This window comes from Microcoleus sp. EPA2 (assembly GCA_020882975.1).
Classification (GTDB): Bacteria; Cyanobacteriota; Cyanobacteriia; order Cyanobacteriales; family Microcoleaceae; genus Microcoleus.
In genome coordinates this window covers 236,167-254,264 of record JAHRFD010000005.1, presented here as the reverse complement: position 1 = coordinate 254,264, position 18,098 = coordinate 236,167, and the positions used below count along the sequence as shown (strand labels likewise).

Annotated in this window: 16 protein-coding genes and 1 tRNA gene; 8 read left to right on the top strand and 9 right to left on the bottom strand. The window is 44.8% G+C overall.

Annotated elements, in window-relative coordinates; genetic code table 11:
• Positions 1-339: 339 nt before the first annotated feature.
• The gene (locus tag AAFP14_RS07930; protein WP_341731742.1) at positions 340-2,253 is read right to left on the bottom strand and encodes a serine/threonine-protein kinase; all 1,914 of its coding nucleotides are present in this window, start codon (positions 2,251-2,253) and stop codon (positions 340-342) included.
• A gap of 279 nt (positions 2,254-2,532) precedes the next feature.
• On the opposite strand from AAFP14_RS07930, the gene AAFP14_RS07925 reads away from it, so the two are divergent.
• Positions 2,533-3,015, top strand: coding sequence for a 2Fe-2S iron-sulfur cluster-binding protein (locus AAFP14_RS07925; protein WP_341731741.1), 483 nt, complete (start codon positions 2,533-2,535; stop codon positions 3,013-3,015).
• A 38-nt stretch (positions 3,016-3,053) separates the two neighbouring features.
• Entirely contained in the window at positions 3,054-3,524 is a 471-nt protein-coding gene (locus AAFP14_RS07920) for a globin family protein (protein ID WP_341731740.1), read from the top strand.
• A 153-nt stretch (positions 3,525-3,677) separates the two neighbouring features.
• Here the strand turns inward: AAFP14_RS07920 and AAFP14_RS07915 are convergent, their stop codons facing one another.
• The 4 genes from AAFP14_RS07915 to AAFP14_RS07900 form a co-directional block, all read right to left on the bottom strand.
• Positions 3,678-4,343 (bottom strand): V4R domain-containing protein, encoded by a 666-nt coding sequence (locus tag AAFP14_RS07915; RefSeq protein ID WP_341731739.1) that lies wholly within the window; start codon positions 4,341-4,343, stop codon positions 3,678-3,680.
• Positions 4,344-4,377: 34 nt separating this feature from the next.
• Positions 4,378-4,851 (bottom strand): globin family protein, encoded by a 474-nt coding sequence (locus AAFP14_RS07910; protein WP_341731738.1) that lies wholly within the window; start codon positions 4,849-4,851, stop codon positions 4,378-4,380.
• A gap of 243 nt (positions 4,852-5,094) precedes the next feature.
• Positions 5,095-5,361: a hypothetical protein gene (locus AAFP14_RS07905; protein ID WP_341731737.1), complete on the bottom strand. Its 267-nt coding sequence runs from the start codon at positions 5,359-5,361 to the stop codon at positions 5,095-5,097.
• The gene (locus tag AAFP14_RS07900; RefSeq protein WP_341731736.1) at positions 5,358-6,059 is read right to left on the bottom strand and encodes a V4R domain-containing protein; all 702 of its coding nucleotides are present in this window, start codon (positions 6,057-6,059) and stop codon (positions 5,358-5,360) included. Before AAFP14_RS07900 ends, AAFP14_RS07905 begins: the two co-directional genes overlap by 4 nt.
• Before the next feature lie 457 nt (positions 6,060-6,516).
• Between AAFP14_RS07900 and AAFP14_RS07895 the strand changes: the two genes are divergently transcribed.
• From AAFP14_RS07895 to AAFP14_RS07870, 6 genes are all read left to right on the top strand, one after another.
• Positions 6,517-8,373: a caspase family protein gene (locus AAFP14_RS07895; protein WP_341731735.1), complete on the top strand. Its 1,857-nt coding sequence runs from the start codon at positions 6,517-6,519 to the stop codon at positions 8,371-8,373.
• 1,392 nt (positions 8,374-9,765) lie between these two features.
• Positions 9,766-9,990 (top strand): hypothetical protein, encoded by a 225-nt coding sequence (locus AAFP14_RS07890; RefSeq protein WP_340524717.1) that lies wholly within the window; start codon positions 9,766-9,768, stop codon positions 9,988-9,990.
• A 513-nt stretch (positions 9,991-10,503) separates the two neighbouring features.
• Positions 10,504-10,755, top strand: coding sequence for a TIGR02450 family Trp-rich protein (locus tag AAFP14_RS07885; protein ID WP_341731734.1), 252 nt, complete (start codon positions 10,504-10,506; stop codon positions 10,753-10,755).
• A gap of 160 nt (positions 10,756-10,915) precedes the next feature.
• Positions 10,916-11,587, top strand: a complete 672-nt coding sequence (locus AAFP14_RS07880; protein ID WP_341731733.1) for a hypothetical protein — start codon at positions 10,916-10,918, stop codon at positions 11,585-11,587.
• Positions 11,588-11,801: 214 nt separating this feature from the next.
• Positions 11,802-12,317 carry an SMC-Scp complex subunit ScpB gene (gene scpB, locus AAFP14_RS07875; RefSeq protein ID WP_236508362.1) on the top strand — a complete coding sequence of 172 codons (516 nt, stop codon included), beginning with the start codon at positions 11,802-11,804 and terminating at the stop codon, positions 12,315-12,317.
• Positions 12,318-12,359: 42 nt separating this feature from the next.
• On the top strand, positions 12,360-12,707 hold the full coding sequence (locus tag AAFP14_RS07870; RefSeq protein ID WP_341731732.1) for a DUF760 domain-containing protein: 348 nt from the start codon (positions 12,360-12,362) through the stop codon (positions 12,705-12,707).
• 122 nt (positions 12,708-12,829) lie between these two features.
• Here the strand turns inward: AAFP14_RS07870 and AAFP14_RS07865 are convergent, their stop codons facing one another.
• The 4 genes from AAFP14_RS07865 to AAFP14_RS07850 form a co-directional block, all read right to left on the bottom strand.
• Positions 12,830-14,047: an HhoA/HhoB/HtrA family serine endopeptidase gene (locus tag AAFP14_RS07865; RefSeq protein WP_341731731.1), complete on the bottom strand. Its 1,218-nt coding sequence runs from the start codon at positions 14,045-14,047 to the stop codon at positions 12,830-12,832.
• A 349-nt stretch (positions 14,048-14,396) separates the two neighbouring features.
• Positions 14,397-14,483 (bottom strand) — tRNA-Ser (locus AAFP14_RS07860).
• A gap of 177 nt (positions 14,484-14,660) precedes the next feature.
• Positions 14,661-17,222 carry a ComEC/Rec2 family competence protein gene (locus AAFP14_RS07855; protein ID WP_341731730.1) on the bottom strand — a complete coding sequence of 854 codons (2,562 nt, stop codon included), beginning with the start codon at positions 17,220-17,222 and terminating at the stop codon, positions 14,661-14,663.
• Between the two features lie 69 nt (positions 17,223-17,291).
• Entirely contained in the window at positions 17,292-17,771 is a 480-nt protein-coding gene (locus tag AAFP14_RS07850; RefSeq protein WP_341731729.1) for a DUF4079 domain-containing protein, read from the bottom strand.
• Positions 17,772-18,098: the final 327 nt, after the last annotated feature.

Below are 18,098 nucleotides of genomic sequence, written 5' to 3'. Positions count from 1 at the left end.
TAATTCCAGCTCCGACATCCTCCGGCTGACTCCTTTTTCCCAGAAGGAGTCTTTTTTTTGCCTCAGTGGGGGATTTTGGGTGCTGGAGCTACCACCCATAGCTAGAATATTTTTACGTTTAGATGATGGGGCTTTCTGAGTGTGTGAGGCTGTATCGTGGGATTAAGCATCGTAGGTTTGTGAATGAGTCAGAAGTTGCGCCAACACCTTAGTTTAAGGGATCTAGAACTCGCAGACATCGATCGCTAGCAACCGCAATCTCTCCAAGTATGAGAAAGACCAAATACCTTCGGTTACTGCACCGAGGGGCGGTTGAGGGCCCGATCGCCCGATCGCCAGTTATTTACCCTCTGCAACATCTATATCTAAAAAGTGCAGGTGGCTGCCTCCCTCGGTATTAACCCCAATCACCAAACCTTTCTTCCCCCAAGGGGCGATCGCCTTCGGTACAGCGGGCCCACTAAAACTCCCTACTTGAATTCCTTGAGTGTTTAATACCACCATCTGCCCCCCAACATCTGCCAACACCCATCCCCAATTAGCAACACAAGCAGACACCGGGAAACTGTCAAGGGGAAGTCGCGCCACTTTTAAAGGCCACAATTTCATCAACAGCACAGCCGCTTTACCACCATGGGGAATGCCCAACAAAGTATAAGGTTCAGGTGTCAACAGCAGTTGGCCGATGCTCGCGGATAACTGTACAGCACCAACTGCCGTACCACGACGAGTGTAAACTCTGAAAGTAGTTTGGGGATTTTTCTGCTCGTTATCGGGCCAGATAGCTAAGACGTGTCGCCGATCCAAAAACATTAACTCTGGCAAGTAATGTTCTGGTAGAGTAACAGTCGCAATGGGTGGTAGGGCTTTTTTGCGATCGCCCCCAGAGTTGTTTGCACCTAAAGAATAAAAGCGTAGTTCCCCCGGAACAGCTACTGTCAACCAACGCCCGTCAGAGTCAACAGCAGCTTTACAACCATCAGGCCCTTGCCGGACACCTAGATCCAGTAAACACAGAGGGTCCCAACTAGAATCGCTCAGCCAGTAAAGTTTTTGCCCAGAGACAACGCAGCAGCCGTGTGTTGTGGGCAAAATGTCGCGCACTGTATCCGGCATAGATATAGAAGTTTCGGTTTCTCCTGTAACTAGCTGATTTCCCGGCTGACACCACACTTTGATCTCTGTACCCACAGCAGCGTAAAGATAGGTTTCAGTAGCAATTAAAGTTGTCAGCCCACCAGGAAGTATCAGTAGCTTTGACTGGGAGAACGCATAACCCACAGTTTGAAGTAAATTAATCGGAGACCCCGATATTTTTGCCTCTTGGACTTGTAGCCCCGACTCAGTTTCCGAATTCAGACTTTTGGATTCACTGGTTTCGCGATTTTCCCAAGGAATAATACAGTCTCCCAATTGCCTAACAGCGGGGTCGTACATTACCAGCCGCAACGCTTGAGCCATTTGAGAAGCACTGGCAAAACGGCGGGCCGGTAGCTTTTCCAAAGATTTTTTGACTATGGTTTGCAACGGTTCCGGCATTGCATCAGGCAGTTGCAAACGTTGATTCAGGTGCGCCCACCTCAAGTCTCCAGGTGTTCCACCAAAAGGTCGATAGCCCATTAATAACTCAAACAACAGAATTCCCACTGCATATATATCTGACATGGGAGAGTAAAGACCATAAAACCGCTCTGGAGCCATGTAAGCAGGAGAACCTACGGTAGCGTCGGGAGAAATTTCTTGGTGGAGGCGAGTAGTCCCAATTTCTGGCAGTCGGCGGGCGATGCCGAAATCTGACAGCCGGGGCGACCAACCTTTGGAACCTAAAGTTAGGAGGATATTTTCTGGTTTGATGTCGCAGTGAACTACGCCTCGACGGTGAGCGTAGTCTAACCCGGCTAGCACTCCCATAATGATCTGCAAACCTTCGAGCAGTCTTAAGGGACGGTCTTGTTTAAGCAAGTTGCGGAGAGTTCCTCCCTCGCAGTAGTCCATAACTAAGTACCTGCCTGTAGCTGTGTGTTCTAGGGCTCGGCAGGTGACAATGTTAGGATGCTGCAAGGTAATCAAGAACCACAGCTCTCGCAAAAATTCGCTAGTTGGGGCTTTTTGATGGCTGAGTTCTTTGAGAGCTACCAGTTGACTGGTGAGGCGAGAGTCTTTGGCGGGCGTTTCTCGAACGCTAGCACAAAAAACTCGACCAAATTGTCCTTGTCCGACTAGCCCTAAAATACGGTACTTAGAATTTTGCATCAGTCTAATTATAGAAAAAGCTTGAGCTAGTATTAAAATATGTAAACAATTCTGACCAAATTCAACTTTTGAATCGATCGCCTGGTACTGCCTATGTTATCTCAGGTTCAGTCTTAGCCTCTTTGGGAGCGATCGCACCGTTGCATCTACTCAAATCCTGAAGTCTCCGATTCAGTATAAATCTTCCCGGATTCGCGTGCTGGCTCTAAAAGGGAAATCAGGGGTAGGGCACAGATATATCTATGAAAAAACCCGCCTTTAGAGAGATGAAACATCAATATGGTCAAAATTATTAAACTAGACCCAATTGCCGAAGAAATGGCAGTGGAAACACGATCGAATATCCTGTCCGCCTTACTTTCCAAAGACTTAGACGTTCTCAAGGAATGTGGAGGTCGGGGGATGTGCGCTACCTGCCACGTCTACATCAAAGAAGGCATGGAAGGTTTGTCTGAGATCAACCGCCGCGAGAGGAGGACTCTGGAGGTCATTACTACAGCTAAAGCCAATTCGCGATTAGCTTGTCAGGCTCAAATTATGGGCGAAGGTGTAGTTGTGCAGTTACCGGCCGGGATGTACATTAATGCTATTGAAAATGTGGAAGCTCTCATAGGTCGGCGAGCTCAGCAAGATTTGTTACATCCCATTACGGGTCAAGTAGTTGTAGAATCGGGAAAGTTGATCACCCGCTCCATCGTCACTCAGCTTAATGAAACCCGCTTCCAAGTAGGACAGTATTTAGTTCGCACTAAAGAAGCTTAAAACTGATATGTTGGTATTAAAATACCAACAAAAAGCCTATGTTGAGTCAACTGTCGCGTTTAAGTGTGGAAGCCGATGGACGCTATGCCTCTGCGGCCGAACTAGAATTTTTGAAAGACTACTTTCAGTCTTTGAATCATAGGATAAGTGCCTATAAAAAAATTCAAGCCTCGGAAAAAGAAATAATCCGCCAAGTGGAAGCGCAAATGCAGTCTCTAGACCCCACTTTATTTAAACGAGGCTCTCAAGATGTGACGGCCAAATGGCGAATAGATGCTTTGCGGGTGTTGCGACATTCCGCAGCAGCACTACTCATTAATGATACTGAACGGTTGCGCGATCGGCTTTTGCTTTGGTTCCAAACTATTTTGGGAGCTTTTCAAGCTAAAAATAGTTCCTCCGTGACTTATGATGTCATGAAAAAGGTGATTAAACAACATCTTACTGCTGAAGAAGCCAGCCTATTTTTACCAATTCTGGAAATTGACCGCACTATATTGGGCAAATAATCCCTACCAGACAGCTAAGGATTTTTGAAAAGTCATAAAGATGGAAAAAGCTTACCGCAGTTCTGAGGAATCCCCACCCTCAAAGACCTTGGCACGCAGTGCTAAGTATACGGGTGGGGAGGATGTCAATTGAGTAACTATATAGCTATCAAATCAATTATTTTTTTGAGAAAGTTGACTCATAATACTTTCGTGATCTTTTCCTTCTTCCACCATAGAATTTCCGGCTTGGAGGCGATCGCGCAAGCCTAAAATAAAACGGTTGCAGTCAGAACCCAAGGATTCGCAGGAAGTTTGCAAACAGTGGAGTTCTCTACCTGTAAGTTGAGTAAAGAAGGAACTTAAGATACCTGCTTCTAAAAAACAGGCTGGTAACTTCGACTTAGGGGCTGTTTTAGCAAACAGAGAGTTAGCAATTTTTACTACTAAAAACCCCTGGTCTGAATAGCTGGAGTCAAGTTCAAACGTTCCCCATCCATGGCTTTTCCAACACTGTTGTAGGCACTGAATAAATTCTACCATTTCCATTTCGGAAACTGGCTGACCGTAGTAATCGCTGACTTCTTCGCAAAAACGTACGTAAAAATTTTTGCCCCACCAGCGACCGCAGTTGAATAGCACTAGGCGGGAAGCTTGACCTGTTTCTTGTTCTAAGCCGATGTAAATGGCTTGAATCAGTGTTTCTGGAAGTGCTAGGAGCCGATCGCCCCGGCGATTTTCGAGCAACCCTAGCTCCAAGTCTCCTCTGACGTAAGCATCCCTAGCAAAGTAGTTTCCTGGGACTCTGGGCTGTTTGAGTAAGTCTGCAATGTTAATCATGGGGAATGGGGAATTTGGGAATGGGAAATTTGGCTTATTTTTTGCGATCTGGTTCAAGAATCAATGACTCGGCTTGGTCTAAAAATGGCTGCAATATAGCGCGGGCTTGCTCGGAAAGAAGTTCTTTCAAACGCTCTTGCAACAGTTGGCAAACTGTTGCTTCTATCTTGTGAGTTTGGTGGGCTTCAACAATGCCAGAAAGCCAGTCTAGGAGGCGTTGTTCGATAAAATTGCGATCGTTGAGTAGCATCGCCATAGCGCAGTATCGTAAGACTAGGAGCCAATTTTTTAACGTTCTTTCTAGGATTTCTGGTTTTTCATCGGGGAAAGTTTCTTGTAGCTTATTGGCTACTGGTTGGAAGATACTTTCTTCTTTGTCCCGCAAAAATTCATAAATTTTTAGGCGCTGGGAGAGTATGGCAGCTTGACGCTTAAAGGCGGTGATTTCTTCTGGTTTGAGAAAGCGATTTTCTGCCTGATCTAGAAGTGCTTCAATCTCAGGGTGCATAATTTTAAGTAAATGGTGGAAAGAAGAGGGGGAAAAGTCCTTCGACTGCGTTTATCCTGCCCTTGGACGAAGCTGAGCCGGAGCCATGTCGCTTCGCCCAAGGGTAGCCGAAGGGATCGGAAACCCAATCAGGCAGAAAGATGGCACTGTTTATAAATCAATATAACAGGGCTATCAGTGAATTTTTTCTGAATTTCCGGTGTTTCTGAAATCAGGCTTTGTGCTAGGGAGGAGCCGTAAGTATTAAAATAAATCAAATAGGTCATCAATGGTCACTTCGGCACTTTCATTAACCAAGATTACTGGCGATGGTGGTGGTGGGGGCATGGCGCCTACTTCAGGAATTCCTTCCCAAGAAATAGCCCGAAAAAAGTCTGATACTGGCATGGTAAAACTTAGTAATTTACCATTTACATATCCAGTCTCTTTTTCTAAGGGTTTTGCTAGCCAATTGTAGTTACCAAAAAATTGTTGGACAGATTGTTTTAACCAGGAAGTTTGACTTGTCATCGCAATCTTTCACCATGTTGGATTCGATTTTGAATGTCACGGGCGTTGGCACCTTCATTGAGCCAGAATGCTGCGGCATCTATTTTGTCTGGGTTGCCCAGCAGAAACTTGCAATAGGTTTCTCCCATTGAGTAACATTGGAGTTCGATGCAACTGAGAGGTTTTTTGACTAGAGATCCGAAGAAACCTGCAAACAAACCGGCGTAAAGGTGACAAACTGGTTTGCCCACGTCGCCCAAGGTGCGAGCAACTGCTGAGTCAAAGAGGTTGATGAAGATGCAGCCATGCTTGCGATCGCTCATGTCTACTTCCCAGCGGCCCCAACCTTGAGCTGTGAACGGCCACCACCAAGTTTCTAGTAGAAACATCAGATTTGACTGGCGAATGTTCTGGCTGAATTCGGCGCTGAACCATTTTTGAAAAAATTCGGAATCTTGGAGTCCCCACTGGCAACCAATAGTATACATGATTACAGATGAAGCAGGACCGACTTCTTCTTCTAGTCCTTCCACCAAACCGATGATGAAGTCTTCGCTGGTAAAAATGTTGCGCGACTCATTCCAGTCGTTAATTGTGCCGCCTACGCGATCGAAGGCAAAAAAGTCTTGAAACCTATAGTGGCTATGACTTTTGGGATGCTTTTGTTTCAGTAAGGACTCGGTTGGGACTGAGATTTCTTTGTTGGGGGTATAGACCATTGGTTGGTTACTGCTGATTTGGTAATATTGATTGGGTCAAATTTTTGGTCTTTTGAGCCGATGGACTCCGAAGACAATTTGACTAGCTTCTGTATCTAATTTAACCTGGTTCTTCCAAACAGACCGCATAAAAGTTTTTGAGGTAACACCAGAAGTTAAAATTATTGTGGGAGTATTTTTCAAATTTTAGATATCTAATTGACTTGACGAAAGTCGGGTTAAGCTTGAGGAGCTAGTACCTAGCTATGTGCTATCGTTTTGTGCAAGCTGTTTAATATCTAATATATTTAGCTGAGACACCCCATATATTTAGCTGAGACCCCGCAAGGGAATTGTAGGTGCTTAAAACTGCCCGTGGGATGCCCGATCGCTAAGGCGAAGGGTAGTCGAAGGGTCGAAGGGTCGTTTCCAAATCAGGGCATTAGCCACGCTTGTTCCCCATTTACCGAGCTTTTTTATGAAACATCACGCTTGTATTGCCATAGGCATAAATCAATATCAGTTACTTCAGCCTTTGAGCTATGCCCAAGAGGATGCAGAGGCAGTCTATACTTTCTTGGTTGAGGAGGCTGGTTTTTCTAAGGAGGGATGCCTGCTGATGACGGATAGTTCGCCGTCGCTGTGGGGTAACTCAACTTATCCGAATCGGGAAAATATTCTGAAATTGACCGAAAATCTTTGCGCCCAACACTTGCAACAGGGAGATTTACTCTGGTGTTTTTTTAGTGGTTACGGTGTCAGTCATGAAGGGAAGGATTATTTGATGCCTGTGGATGGGAATCCGGCTGATATTCCGGGTACGGGGATTCCGGTAGAGTTGCTTTTGAATACTCTGAAAAAAGCTCCTACTGAAACGATGTTGGTGTTGGTTGACATGAACCGGAGTCAAATCGTGAAAGCGGGGGAAACTATAGGGGTTCAAACTGCGGATTTGGCCCGGAAGTTGGAAATCCCCACGGTGCTTTCTTGTCGGCCTCATCAAGTTTCGCGGGAGACTTCAGCTTTGCGCCAAGGGTTTTTTACGACGGCGCTTTTGGAAGGGCTGCGATCGGGACAGTGTATGACTATTAAGGGTTTAGACCGTTTTTTGACCGATCGACTGCCTGAGTTGTGCGATCACCATTTGCGTCCAAAACAGGAACCTCTGATGGTGGTCAATCCTCCGGGAAAAGCCCATTTGGTAATTTTACCGGATGTTTCTGGGGTCCCAACTTCTGAAGTGGCAGGACGTAATGGCAGTATGACGGTTGATGTCGAGAGTAACGGTTTCGATCGCCCGCTAATGGGTGTGGCTACGGCTCAACTTGATTTACCTCCTGCTACTGGTAACTCTCAAGATCCTACAACTGAAAGGCCGAGTCGGACTCCTGTGCCAAACGTTGCTGGGTCTGCTGACAGGGGTGGCGATCCACCGAACTTGCAGAAGCCAGAAGATGTGGATAATGGGGCTTCGGACAAGTCGTTTTTGCAGCAGCTAATTTTGTGGAGTGGGGCTACAGCTATAGTTCTGCTGTTGGGTGTGTTTGTCACGAACAGGTCTATTTTCATAGGTCAACAGCAAGGAAGCCCCAAATTGACCGCTGAGAATGCTCCCAAACCTTCGCCTCAAAAGTCTGGGCTCAAGCCTGTAACTCCTGGTGCTGGAGTGTCCCAGAAGCAACCCCAGGCTGTATCGGTAGACACTGGAAGCAAGCGGCCACCTTCTAGCCAGCAGGTTTGGGCTGAGGCGAAAACTTTACTCAAAAATGGTTCGGCTTCCAGTTTTAATAATGCCGTCAGAAAGGCTCGTTCGATTCCGCCTACAGATCCACTTTATCCCCAGGCTCAGCAGGATATTGAGCGCTGGAGTTTAACGATTTTGGATATAGCTAATGGGCGGGCTGCTAGGGGCGATTTCCTGGGGGCGATCGAGGCTGCTAAATTGATGCCTGATGCTAATAAGCCGATTTACAATCAGTCCAAAGAGGCGATCGTTCAGTGGCAGGATCTATCGAAGCAACAGCAATTAAATACTGCTTTGATATCTGCTGCTAAGACAAAAATCAAGCGAGGAGAAGCATCTTCTTACAGTAAAGCTATCGAGCAAGTTAACAAGATTAAACCCGGTGAGCCGAAGTATGAAGAGTCTCAGCGTTTGACAGGAGAATGGAGCGAAACTATCCTGAAGATTGCTCAATTGCGTAGCTCTCAAGGGAAGCTTAAAGATGCTGTTGAAGCTGCGTCATTAGTGCCATCGGGAACCAAGAGTTATCAGCCAGCTCGGAAGGCGATCGCTGAGTGGAAAACGAAGCTGAAACAAAATAAAAAAGGTTGATTTAGGTACAAATTTTCAGCTTTGAGTTATGAATTGTGAGGGAATTAATTAAAATTTCTAACTCACAACTCATAACTCAAATTTTAGTTATTTAAGCTTGTAGATACGAATACCCGCCTCTCAAAAGGGGTGTTTTTGCATTAAGTAAGTCCACCTAATTAAATGCAATATCCAAATCGCTCAAAAGCTTACTGGCTTGCTATTCTTCACATCGATCTTCTTCCCTCTTCACATCGATCTTCTACTTATAAGTATCCCACAAAGGGTATCAAGGTGAGGCAGAATGCCTAACCTTGAATTATGGAAGATGTCTATTTTAGTGAGTATTATCAATTAGTAGACAGGAGACTTTTCCCTGAAGGCTATTATATTTAAGTCAAAATCAAATCACAAAAACTGTGAGGGAGTACACATCCAAAAAACAAGGTTTGTAGTTATATCTTTGACCGTTGCATGGTCATGATTTAACCACAGAGAACACAGAGAGGTCCCAAAGAAATGAATACAGGAGGATGAAGAGAGGAATTGATATTAAATTTTGCTTTCTTTTGGGTTTCTTAAAATTGGCATTAGAGTCTCTGAATCTCAAAACCCACATTCCCCACTCTCAACGGTCACTATCTGTTTTTATTTATAACAATATCCAATATCTCCCATCCAATATCTTGCAGGGACTGAGACTAATGATTAACACTACAACTACACAATATAGTTGCTACTGTAGTTCATCAACGTGGAAAGAGAAAGTGCCTAGTTTTTCTATGGCACTATAAACAACAACAATCGTCGCTCAATACAAAAAGCTAGCAAGTAAGCCAAGTTCAAAAAGTCGCTCTGATTTTTTACCCGATCCCGAAGTTGAAGAGACTCCTTCCCTGTTGGTTATTCCCTCTTCCCTCTTCCTTCTTTCTTAGAAAAATGCTGGGTTATGGTAGTGCTAGTAACAACACGTATGTCTTAGGTTATAGTTCAACCCAATTCATGTTGACGGATCTAAAAAACACAGGTTAAGCTGGCAGTGTCTCTGTGTAAAGGGGTCCATCGCTTTTTCAATCAGGGGGGTAAAATCCGCGGAGTCAAGCAACTAGAGATAGTGTTGAACTACGGCAATTGAGGAAATCAAGATTAGCACTAAGTTCGGCTGTCTGCCTAGATGGGATCAAAACTTGTAACAGTTCTTAACTATAAAAAAAACTTTCAAAACTGCTAGTATAGTGACACTTTTGTTGACAAAAACAGATAAAGTAAATAAAGTTGCCTAGCTTTACACACCACAATCCTCACCCTGGGGATCTGGAATCGATTTGATTCATAGATAGTGGTTTGAGAGTTACAATTGGAATCAAAGCATCGCTATTTAACAGAGTTCTCTACTTACTTTTACTTTCAGCTATGAACGTGGATTTTATCAAAGCCCAAGTCAGGTTACTACAGGGTGCAAGTTCATCGGAACGAGAAACCCTTATTAAAAACATCGGCGTCTGTGCTGGCGTTATCAGACCCGGAGAGTATGTGACTCCGCAGCGGAAGCACGCTATCACTCTCTGGTTGCAAACAAATGCTGTTAGACTCCGGCTGCCCCAACTTCCTCTGGATTTGTCGGGACACAAGCCTTAAGAAAGATCGACAGAGATTGAAATGCTGTTCAAAATTTAGCTAAACTTCTGTTGGAAAAAGTAAAGCAAGTTCTGCCTGATGTTGAGACTGTGAAATCCTAGGAGGCGACTCCCCAGAGTTAAGCAGTGAGAAAACATCAACTTACAGCGAGTAAATGCTGATTAAGTTTCACAGAACGGATTATTGCTCAAAACCATAACCTGTGTTAATTGCTTTTAGATTGGAGATTCACGATTTATCTAATTTTGGATAAATTTTATATGTGTGGATCGGCTCGAAAATAATCCCTATTCAATAGGTATAAATATTTACCGGGGCAGCCATTAAACTGCCCCATACTTTTGAAAAAGGAGGGGGATTGTTGGCAAATAAATATAATAAACTGCTTGATTGACCTGAAATAATTTAGTTGGATTGAACGGCGGAATAAATTATATATTTTATGGCGAGGGCTAAACGGAGAGACTTATTGAATTTAACTTGATTCATCACATATTGATAGACAAAAAGACTGTGCAAAAAAAACAAAAATTTCCTTATTTAGTTGGTTCCCGATGGACAGCAAAGCAAAAAACTTGGGGGTGGCGGCATTTTCAAGTAGTCAACCGAAAAAACCAAGGTAAATGGGTATTTGCAGAAATGGTGGCGGCTTGCGATCCAAATGTCCGTTTCTGGCTGAATTCAGAACAGCTCAAAGATCGATCGCTGTGGCAAGCTGGATGGCAGTCCACGCAAGAACTAGAGGATTTAGAAGTGGCAGAGTAAAATATTTGAGAAGAGAGGGCCTAGGGCATGGGGCATAGCTAGTTCCTTTTCAGAGAAGGAAGTAAGACTTCCCATTTGCACTCTCTTGTGGTTGGATAAGAAGTCTACAGTATGAGCAGTTTCAAACTAAAGCTTGGTGGATAAGCAAAGGCATAAAACAATGAAAAAAACAGTATCGATCTTCGTGTGTTTGCTAATTACTGCTACATGGGGAGGTGGAGTGGCGCAACTGTCGATCGCAAATCCAGGCGTCGATCGTAGCAAAAATCAAGCTGCCGATATTGCAGAACCCGCAGCGGACTTATCCAATCTAGTCATTCCTTTACAAGAATTACCTCCGGGTTTTACAGAGCTTTCATCTGGGGCTGCAAATTTCAAAAATCAACTTAACCAGAACCCTAACTTTAAGCCAGCAAGTGTCTTCGCTTACCAAAAAATTGAGGAGAAGCAGTTTCAATTACTGATCGGATTTACAACGCAACTGTCCGATTCGATGAAACAAGCTAAGTTTGATGAGGAAATAAGTGCTGGGACTGCTGCTAAGGAATTTTCTCAAGGGTTAAATAGTAACAAAGAAATGCAGTTTACGAATCCTACCGCTTTAACTTTGGAAGACAAGACTGGTGAGGTATCTGCTGGCTGGAGAAGTCAAGGAAAATTACAAAATATACCAATCAATGTAGATTTTGCTATATTTAGGCGGGGGAAAATAGGGGCTTTTACGGCAATTATGTATATCGATGGTACTAAACCAAGTTTAACAATTAACGATGCAGCGCGCAAACTCGACAGCCGGATGATGGAATTGAAACCTGATTTAACTAAACCGTAATCAATATGGCATTGGAACCCGTAAAAAACGGTGTTTATTTTGGGTTCTAGTTCTAGATGTGAATAGGTAGGAAACCCTCGTGCTAATGACATGAATATGGTTATTCCCAATTCCGAATTCCCGATTCCCGATTCCCCAATTCCCAATTCCCCAATTCCCGATTCCCCAATTTCCAGATTCCCCAATTTCCAAATTCCCGATTCCTGATTCCCTAATGACTCGTTTAGCAACTACGATAGAAGCCATACTTTACCTAAAAGGTCAGCCCGTATCGATCGCAGAGATTGCGGAAATTGCCAAGTGCGATCGCACCGATGTCGAAGATGCCATTATCGAACTGATGTCGGACTCTGCTCACCGTGACAGTGCCTTAGAAGTGGTGGAAACACCTACAGGATACAGCCTGCAACTGAGAGAAGAGTTTGCCAGTTTAATGCAAACTTTGATACCTCCCGAATTAGGTATTGGAGCTTTGCGGACACTAGCGGCGATCGCCCTCAAAGGTGGCATCGCTCAGCCAGACTTAGTTAATTTAAGAGGTTCAGGTGCTTACCAACAAGTGCAAGAACTGGTCGAACTCGGTTTTGTCCGCAAACGACGACCAAGCGAAAGCCGTTCCTATTGGCTACAAGTTACCGACAAATTTCATCGGTATTTTCAAGTAGATCAATTGCCCAAACAACTACAAATTGACTTTCAGGCAAATTTGTACCCAAGCAATGACGAGTAGTTTAAACTAGAATGTAACAAGCCAGAAATTAAGAATCGCCAAATGGTTTTTCACCCTGACTTTGACAGTTCCAATGCCAAACAAGCTACAGACAATCCACTTTTGAAGTACCTCCAACACCAATCCCCAGAGGTTTTAGATCGCGTTGCCAAGTCCGTCAGCCCAGAGATCAAAGAGATTATCTCTCACAACGTTCAAGGACTTGTAGGCATCTTGCCTTCAGACAATTTTAGCGTGCAAATTACTACCGACCGAGAAAACTTAGCGGGTTTGCTGGCTTCAGCGATGATGACTGGCTATTTTCTCAGACAAATGGAGCAGAGGATGCAGTTAGAAGAAAATTTGGCAAGCACCAGCTCGATTAAACCAAAGTCTGCCGACGGCCAATAAAAATTTGAACTGTTTGGGAAAGATGTTGGGAAAAGACAGGCTCAAAAATGGGTCGAGGGCGCGAGGGTATGAAAGTCATTCAAACCAAACCAAGAATCTAATTCATCCTCGCTCCCCTGGGACTAGCCACCGGCCGAGTTGCCTGAAATGGGAAAAGCACCAGGACGCACTTTAAGTTTCTGAGTTTGACCCTGACGGTTGATTTCCATTTCCAGTTCTTTGCCTACAGCAGTATTTTCCACCCTTTCTTGTACATCCCCTGGATTATCAACCGCAATGCCGTCTATTTTGGCAATCACGTCTCCGGGACGCAATCCGGCTTTTTGAGCGGGGGAATTTTCCACAATGCGGGTGACGGCTACTCCTTTATCGAGGGAAATCTTAGCATTGAGCTGTTTGTTGACTTCTGCCTGTGTGGCGGGAGTCAAGCTGACCATTTGAATGCCGAGATAGGGATGTTCCGCTTTACCTTTGGCGAATAGCTGATCGGAAACTCGTTTGGCAGTTTCGATAGGAATGGCAAACCCCAATCCCTGAGCATCGGCACGAATGGCTGTGTTGATGCCGATGACCTCGCCTTGGTCGTTGAGTAGTGGGCCGCCAGAATTGCCGGGGTTGATGGCGGCGTCGGTTTGGATAAATCGGACTCGTTTGTCGGGGATGCCTACTTGGGAGCTCGATCGACCTGTAGCGCTGATAATACCGACAGTGACTGTATTGTCAAGACCCAAAGGATTGCCAATGGCGATCGCCCATTGTCCGGGTACAATATTATCCGATCGACCCAAAGCCACTAGAGGCAAGTTTGAGGCATTAATTTTCACTACAGCCACATCCGTCAGCAAATCGACCCCCTGGACTCTACCCTCAAACTCTCGGCCGTCTTTGAGGGTAACTTTCACAGTGTCACTACCGGAAACAACATGAGCATTAGTAACTATCCGGCCATCTGAAGTGAGAATAAACCCCGAACCTGTACCCCGTTTAATTTTTTCTTCCGGTACTGGCAAATTATCCCCAAAAAACCTGCGAAACAAAGGATTTTTGAAAGCTTCCGGCACTTGATTGACGACTTTGCTTGATGCGTCAATCCTGACCACAGCCGGGCCGACTTTTTGGGCGGCTTCTGCAATAAAATTGGAATTGTCGCGATCGGGCTGTCGATCGGATGGGACTGGAGCAGACGCATAGGGCGGGATTTGTTGGCGTACCACGGGCAAAACTGAGCCAGTTTCCAGGGCGTTTGGACTTTGGAGATAGCGATTTCCCAACCATCCCATACCTCCACCGATGGACAGCAACGTCAGATAAAGGGTCAATTGCTTAAAAGATAAACTCATAAGAAGCTCCTGATACGTTTGGAAACTCAGTAACCCACAGTGCTGAGCTAGTTATTTAACAACTCCCGTGGGATACCCAGAGGCTTTATAATACCTAGCCAAAACTTGCCCAGTCTATATTTAGCTGGACCTTGGTAATTTTGGTGTTTATTTCTTGTTTAATCCTAGCGTTAAACCGGAAACTTGTATTTCTCTGAGTTCTGGAAGCAGTTTCAGGAATTGAAGTTAAAACAAAAAGTGGTATGTACCGGAGTGGTGCATATACCACTTACATATACCACTGGCTATAAAACTGCACGTTTGGCTAAAGAAGCTGATAGCATCAAAGCCTTGTCGAGTAATGAATGTACGGAGAGGGTGGGATTTGAACCCACGTTAGAGTCACCCCTAAAGTAGATTTCGAGTCTACCGCATTCAACCGCTCTGCCACCTCTCCAATTGGTTGGCTACTCTACAATAATTGCATAACGCGAGGTAAAAATCAACCAAAAACTTAAGGTTGTAGTTGCTCGGTTAATTTGGCGATCGCCTAAATGGGCGATTGGGCCGCAATTTTTGTTGATATATTGAGCATTTTGTATCTTAACGCACCACGGGCCGTCTGTGCCCATCTCTACAAAACAGAAGTTTGATTTTCTTGCGATTCCAGGGTGGTCTTAAATCCCCCTGCGGGTGTCCACAGCAAGGCTCCATCCCGTCCCGTCCAGAAAATTTGGGTTTTGGTTTTTTGAAGTTGTGCGGCCGTCTCCGGGTCAATTTCGTCAGCAGCGGCGATCGCCACTTTTGGCCCAATCGCCGTTAATAACTCCGGTGTCAGGGTTTTCCCCGACCACCACAGCACTTGAGCTGGCTTCAAACTTCCCGTTGCTACCAACTTTTTTTGTGCTTCTGGTGCTATTTCACCCAGCAGCAACCAAGTTCGTCCATCCACCAGTAGTTCTACCACCGGGATTTCTGCATTCACAAACTGCAACTGCACAGAACCTAGATTAATGGTGCTGTTAGTTTCTAAAGGAAAGTAAACTCCTTGGCGAGATTGCACCGCAGTCATCAATTCTTGACCGCTGGCATAGTTAATTTGTTTGGGAGATGTGTTATCATAAAATGTTTGAATTGGCAAGCGTTCTAATAATTTTCCCCAACCTGCGTTTAAACCTAAATGAGGATGGGTGGCGATCGCAAAATTCACAGAATTGACTCCTTGTTGCTGCAAGAAAGGCAATAGTATAAATCGGACTGTATTGTCATCACCGCTATTAATTAGTGATACTTTTCCCCGTTCTTGAATTACCAAAACAGGCTCCCTCGATGTCGCCAGCAAAGTAACTTGAAATAAAGATGATTGACTGTGCCAAGCTGGTAAAACTATGATGCTAATTCCCACCACAATAGCCAGGGGTAAAATTGAGGCTGATGAAAAAATTGGCAGCGAAACAACAGTGCTTTTTCCCTTCTGGCTTCCCCTCTTGGTGGCGGTAGGGGCGGGTTCTTCTCGTCCTTGGGAGGGGGTTGACTTTCTCCCCAGCCAAACCCAGCAAATTAAACTGTAAAGTGCGATTAGCTGCAACTGGGATACTTGGCCGACAGCTACCGAATTACCCGGTAACTGGGAGAAATATTGAGCGATCGCAATTAACCCTGTTGCAGGATACTCTAGCACTTGCGCTAACCCACTACCAGCGGGTGGAAAAATCAATCCAGCTAAGGCACTAATCATTCCTCCAATACTCAAAATCCAGAGTAAAGGAGCAGATATAATATTGACTAAAATACTGTAGGGAGATACTACATTAAAAACGTAAAGTAGCAAGGGTAATACCCAAACTGAAGCAGCGATAGGAACCACAAAAATAGAAGCGATCGCCGGTGGCATCCAGTCCAACTTTGCCATCAGCGGTGGTGTGGTGACTATCAATCCCAAAGTTGCGAGAAAACTTAGTTGAAAACCTAAATCCCAAATCCACAAAGGATTAACTAGCAGTAAAATTATCGCAGCGATTAAGAGCAATCCCAGAGGCTTAACTTCTCGCTTCAGCAGCAAAGCAAATAATGTTCCAAATCCCATTAAAGCGGCACGACATACTGAAGCTTCAAAGCCAGTTAATCCTACTAACAGCAATAAAGCGCCGACTCCACAACTAAACTGCAACTGTTTGGAAAAACGCCTGGTTAAAGCTAGAACTAAAGCTAAAACCATCGAAACTTGAGTGCCGGAAGCTGCGATCGCATGGGCTAATCCAACTTGCACAAAATAGTCGCGGATGTTATAAGGTAAATCTACTGCTTGCTTGCCGAGGGCGATCGCACTAATTAAGGTGCCTTCAGGAACATTCAAGTGAAATAGTTGCGATCGCACAATCCGTTGTCGCATGGCTTGAATGTGCGATTTGGGCATGGCGCTGGACTCGGAAAAACTAGCAGCTTGGTTCTCACTTCGATTAACATCGGCGATCGCATTTTCTCTCTTCCAGTCAATTTGGCTTCCTTTGAGGCCTGCAAAAGCCCCCGATCTGGCTAAATATGCTTCAAAATCAAAAGCCCCTGGATTTGATGGTGGCTGCGGTTTGTACAAAGAACCCACCACGGCGATCGTATTGTCTTCGTACAAACCTGTGGCTTGCAACAAAGGTACTGTGACGTAAAGTTGACCGGATACTTCCCGATTTACGACTACTCCTCCCTCGCCACCGTTGATTTCGCTAACTAGATTGGTATCTAACCAAAATTGCGATCGTCCCGATCTAGTCAACCGTGGCGTACTCACAACTCTACCGCGCACTGTCACAGCGATTTCTTGAGTATTGCCACCAGCCGGAATCAGTTTGCTGATGTCATTAATGGCTGGTACTGGCGAGCGAATTTGAATATAAAAGCTAGCGATAAATCCCGTCACACCTGCGAGGAACCATACCCATTTTGACTTGGGCAGCATTTGATAAAAATTCAATGCTTCGGTTTTTTCTAAGGAAGAATCCGTAGGATTTTTGGTAGTTCGGCTGCGTCTTTTTTTCGGATTTTTGACAGCGTTTCGAGTGTATTTTCGCAAAAATTTTGGTAAGGCGATCGCCGTAACAACTCCCAAAGAAAGTACACCATAACCACCCCAAGGAAGCGCTGTAGAAATCAATCCCAAAATGTAAGCTAAACAGAAAATTACACCCGTTGCTTGATTCATCTAAACCTAAAACACGATAGCTATTATATCCCCGACTTCACCGCAGAAGTCGGGGATGTGGGTATGCTCTTAAATAGACAAACCCAATTTTAAACCGAAAGCCGCGTGGAGTACCATCAGTGCCAGGGCTGTCGTCCCCAAATAAGCGTGAACAGCACGCAGTGCCAGCTTGTCGCCCCCAAAACCTGTTAGGGAAATCAAACTATTAACAGTCAACAATACAATGATTGTCGAACCAGTCCAAAAATGAGGACTTTCCATCACTGGCTGGTGTTGCATCACCAGAGACAACAAGCCGCCAGTGTAGCCCAAAGCGATGAACAAAAACATCCAGGGAGCAAGTTTGCGGTGATCGGAGCGACTTTTGATAGCCACGTCTTTATCGGTGGCCAAACGTCCTTGCCATCCTGTATAACCAACAAAACTGCCCATGGCTACCACAACGATGCCCATCATGACTGGGTGTCCCCAATGGGTAATCGGTTCGGGAATTCCCAGGCTGCGGAATTGACTGGCTACAGGCTCTAGAATTTCGCTTAAATTTACCATTTGATTCTGACTCTCAACTTCCCGGTCGATTTTTTCGGAGCAATTATAAATAAATTATAAAATATTATGGTTGCCGGGGCGATCGTCAACTTTAATCAACACCAATTGGAAATTATAGAAACCAACTGAAAACATACATTTAAACAAAACTTAGCCGGCTAAGGCCGGCTGTGAGATTTCGACAGCATTGCTGCTGCTTCAAATTAATTGTTAGTCTTATAGACTAAATCAAAGGGCAAAAATCAACGCAGTTCACCCATTTAACATACCCCCTGACTGCGCTTCGCCAATCTTCACAGCCTCATCCTCACTCTGAATATTGAATTT

Excerpts from the sequence above, each read along its gene's own strand:
- AAFP14_RS07880 (WP_341731733.1), top strand. The coding sequence starts at position 10,916 with ATGAAAAAAACAGTATCGATCTTCGTGTGTTTGCTAATTACTGCTACA.
- AAFP14_RS07870 (WP_341731732.1), top strand. The coding sequence starts at position 12,360 with ATGGTTTTTCACCCTGACTTTGACAGTTCCAATGCCAAACAAGCTACA.
- AAFP14_RS07915 (WP_341731739.1), bottom strand. The coding sequence starts at position 4,343 with ATGATTAACATTGCAGACTTACTCAAACAGCCCAGAGTCCCAGGAAAC.
- AAFP14_RS07905 (WP_341731737.1), bottom strand. The coding sequence starts at position 5,361 with ATGACAAGTCAAACTTCCTGGTTAAAACAATCTGTCCAACAATTTTTT.
- AAFP14_RS07900 (WP_341731736.1), bottom strand. The coding sequence starts at position 6,059 with ATGGTCTATACCCCCAACAAAGAAATCTCAGTCCCAACCGAGTCCTTA.
- AAFP14_RS07925 (WP_341731741.1), top strand. The coding sequence starts at position 2,533 with ATGGTCAAAATTATTAAACTAGACCCAATTGCCGAAGAAATGGCAGTG.
- AAFP14_RS07920 (WP_341731740.1), top strand. The coding sequence starts at position 3,054 with ATGTTGAGTCAACTGTCGCGTTTAAGTGTGGAAGCCGATGGACGCTAT.
- AAFP14_RS07890 (WP_340524717.1), top strand. The coding sequence starts at position 9,766 with ATGAACGTGGATTTTATCAAAGCCCAAGTCAGGTTACTACAGGGTGCA.
- AAFP14_RS07855 (WP_341731730.1), bottom strand. The coding sequence starts at position 17,222 with ATGAATCAAGCAACGGGTGTAATTTTCTGTTTAGCTTACATTTTGGGA.
- AAFP14_RS07895 (WP_341731735.1), top strand. The coding sequence starts at position 6,517 with ATGAAACATCACGCTTGTATTGCCATAGGCATAAATCAATATCAGTTA.
- AAFP14_RS07910 (WP_341731738.1), bottom strand. The coding sequence starts at position 4,851 with ATGCACCCTGAGATTGAAGCACTTCTAGATCAGGCAGAAAATCGCTTT.
- scpB (WP_236508362.1), top strand. The coding sequence starts at position 11,802 with ATGACTCGTTTAGCAACTACGATAGAAGCCATACTTTACCTAAAAGGT.
- AAFP14_RS07930 (WP_341731742.1), bottom strand. The coding sequence starts at position 2,253 with ATGCAAAATTCTAAGTACCGTATTTTAGGGCTAGTCGGACAAGGACAA.
- AAFP14_RS07850 (WP_341731729.1), bottom strand. The coding sequence starts at position 17,771 with ATGGTAAATTTAAGCGAAATTCTAGAGCCTGTAGCCAGTCAATTCCGC.
- AAFP14_RS07865 (WP_341731731.1), bottom strand. The coding sequence starts at position 14,047 with ATGAGTTTATCTTTTAAGCAATTGACCCTTTATCTGACGTTGCTGTCC.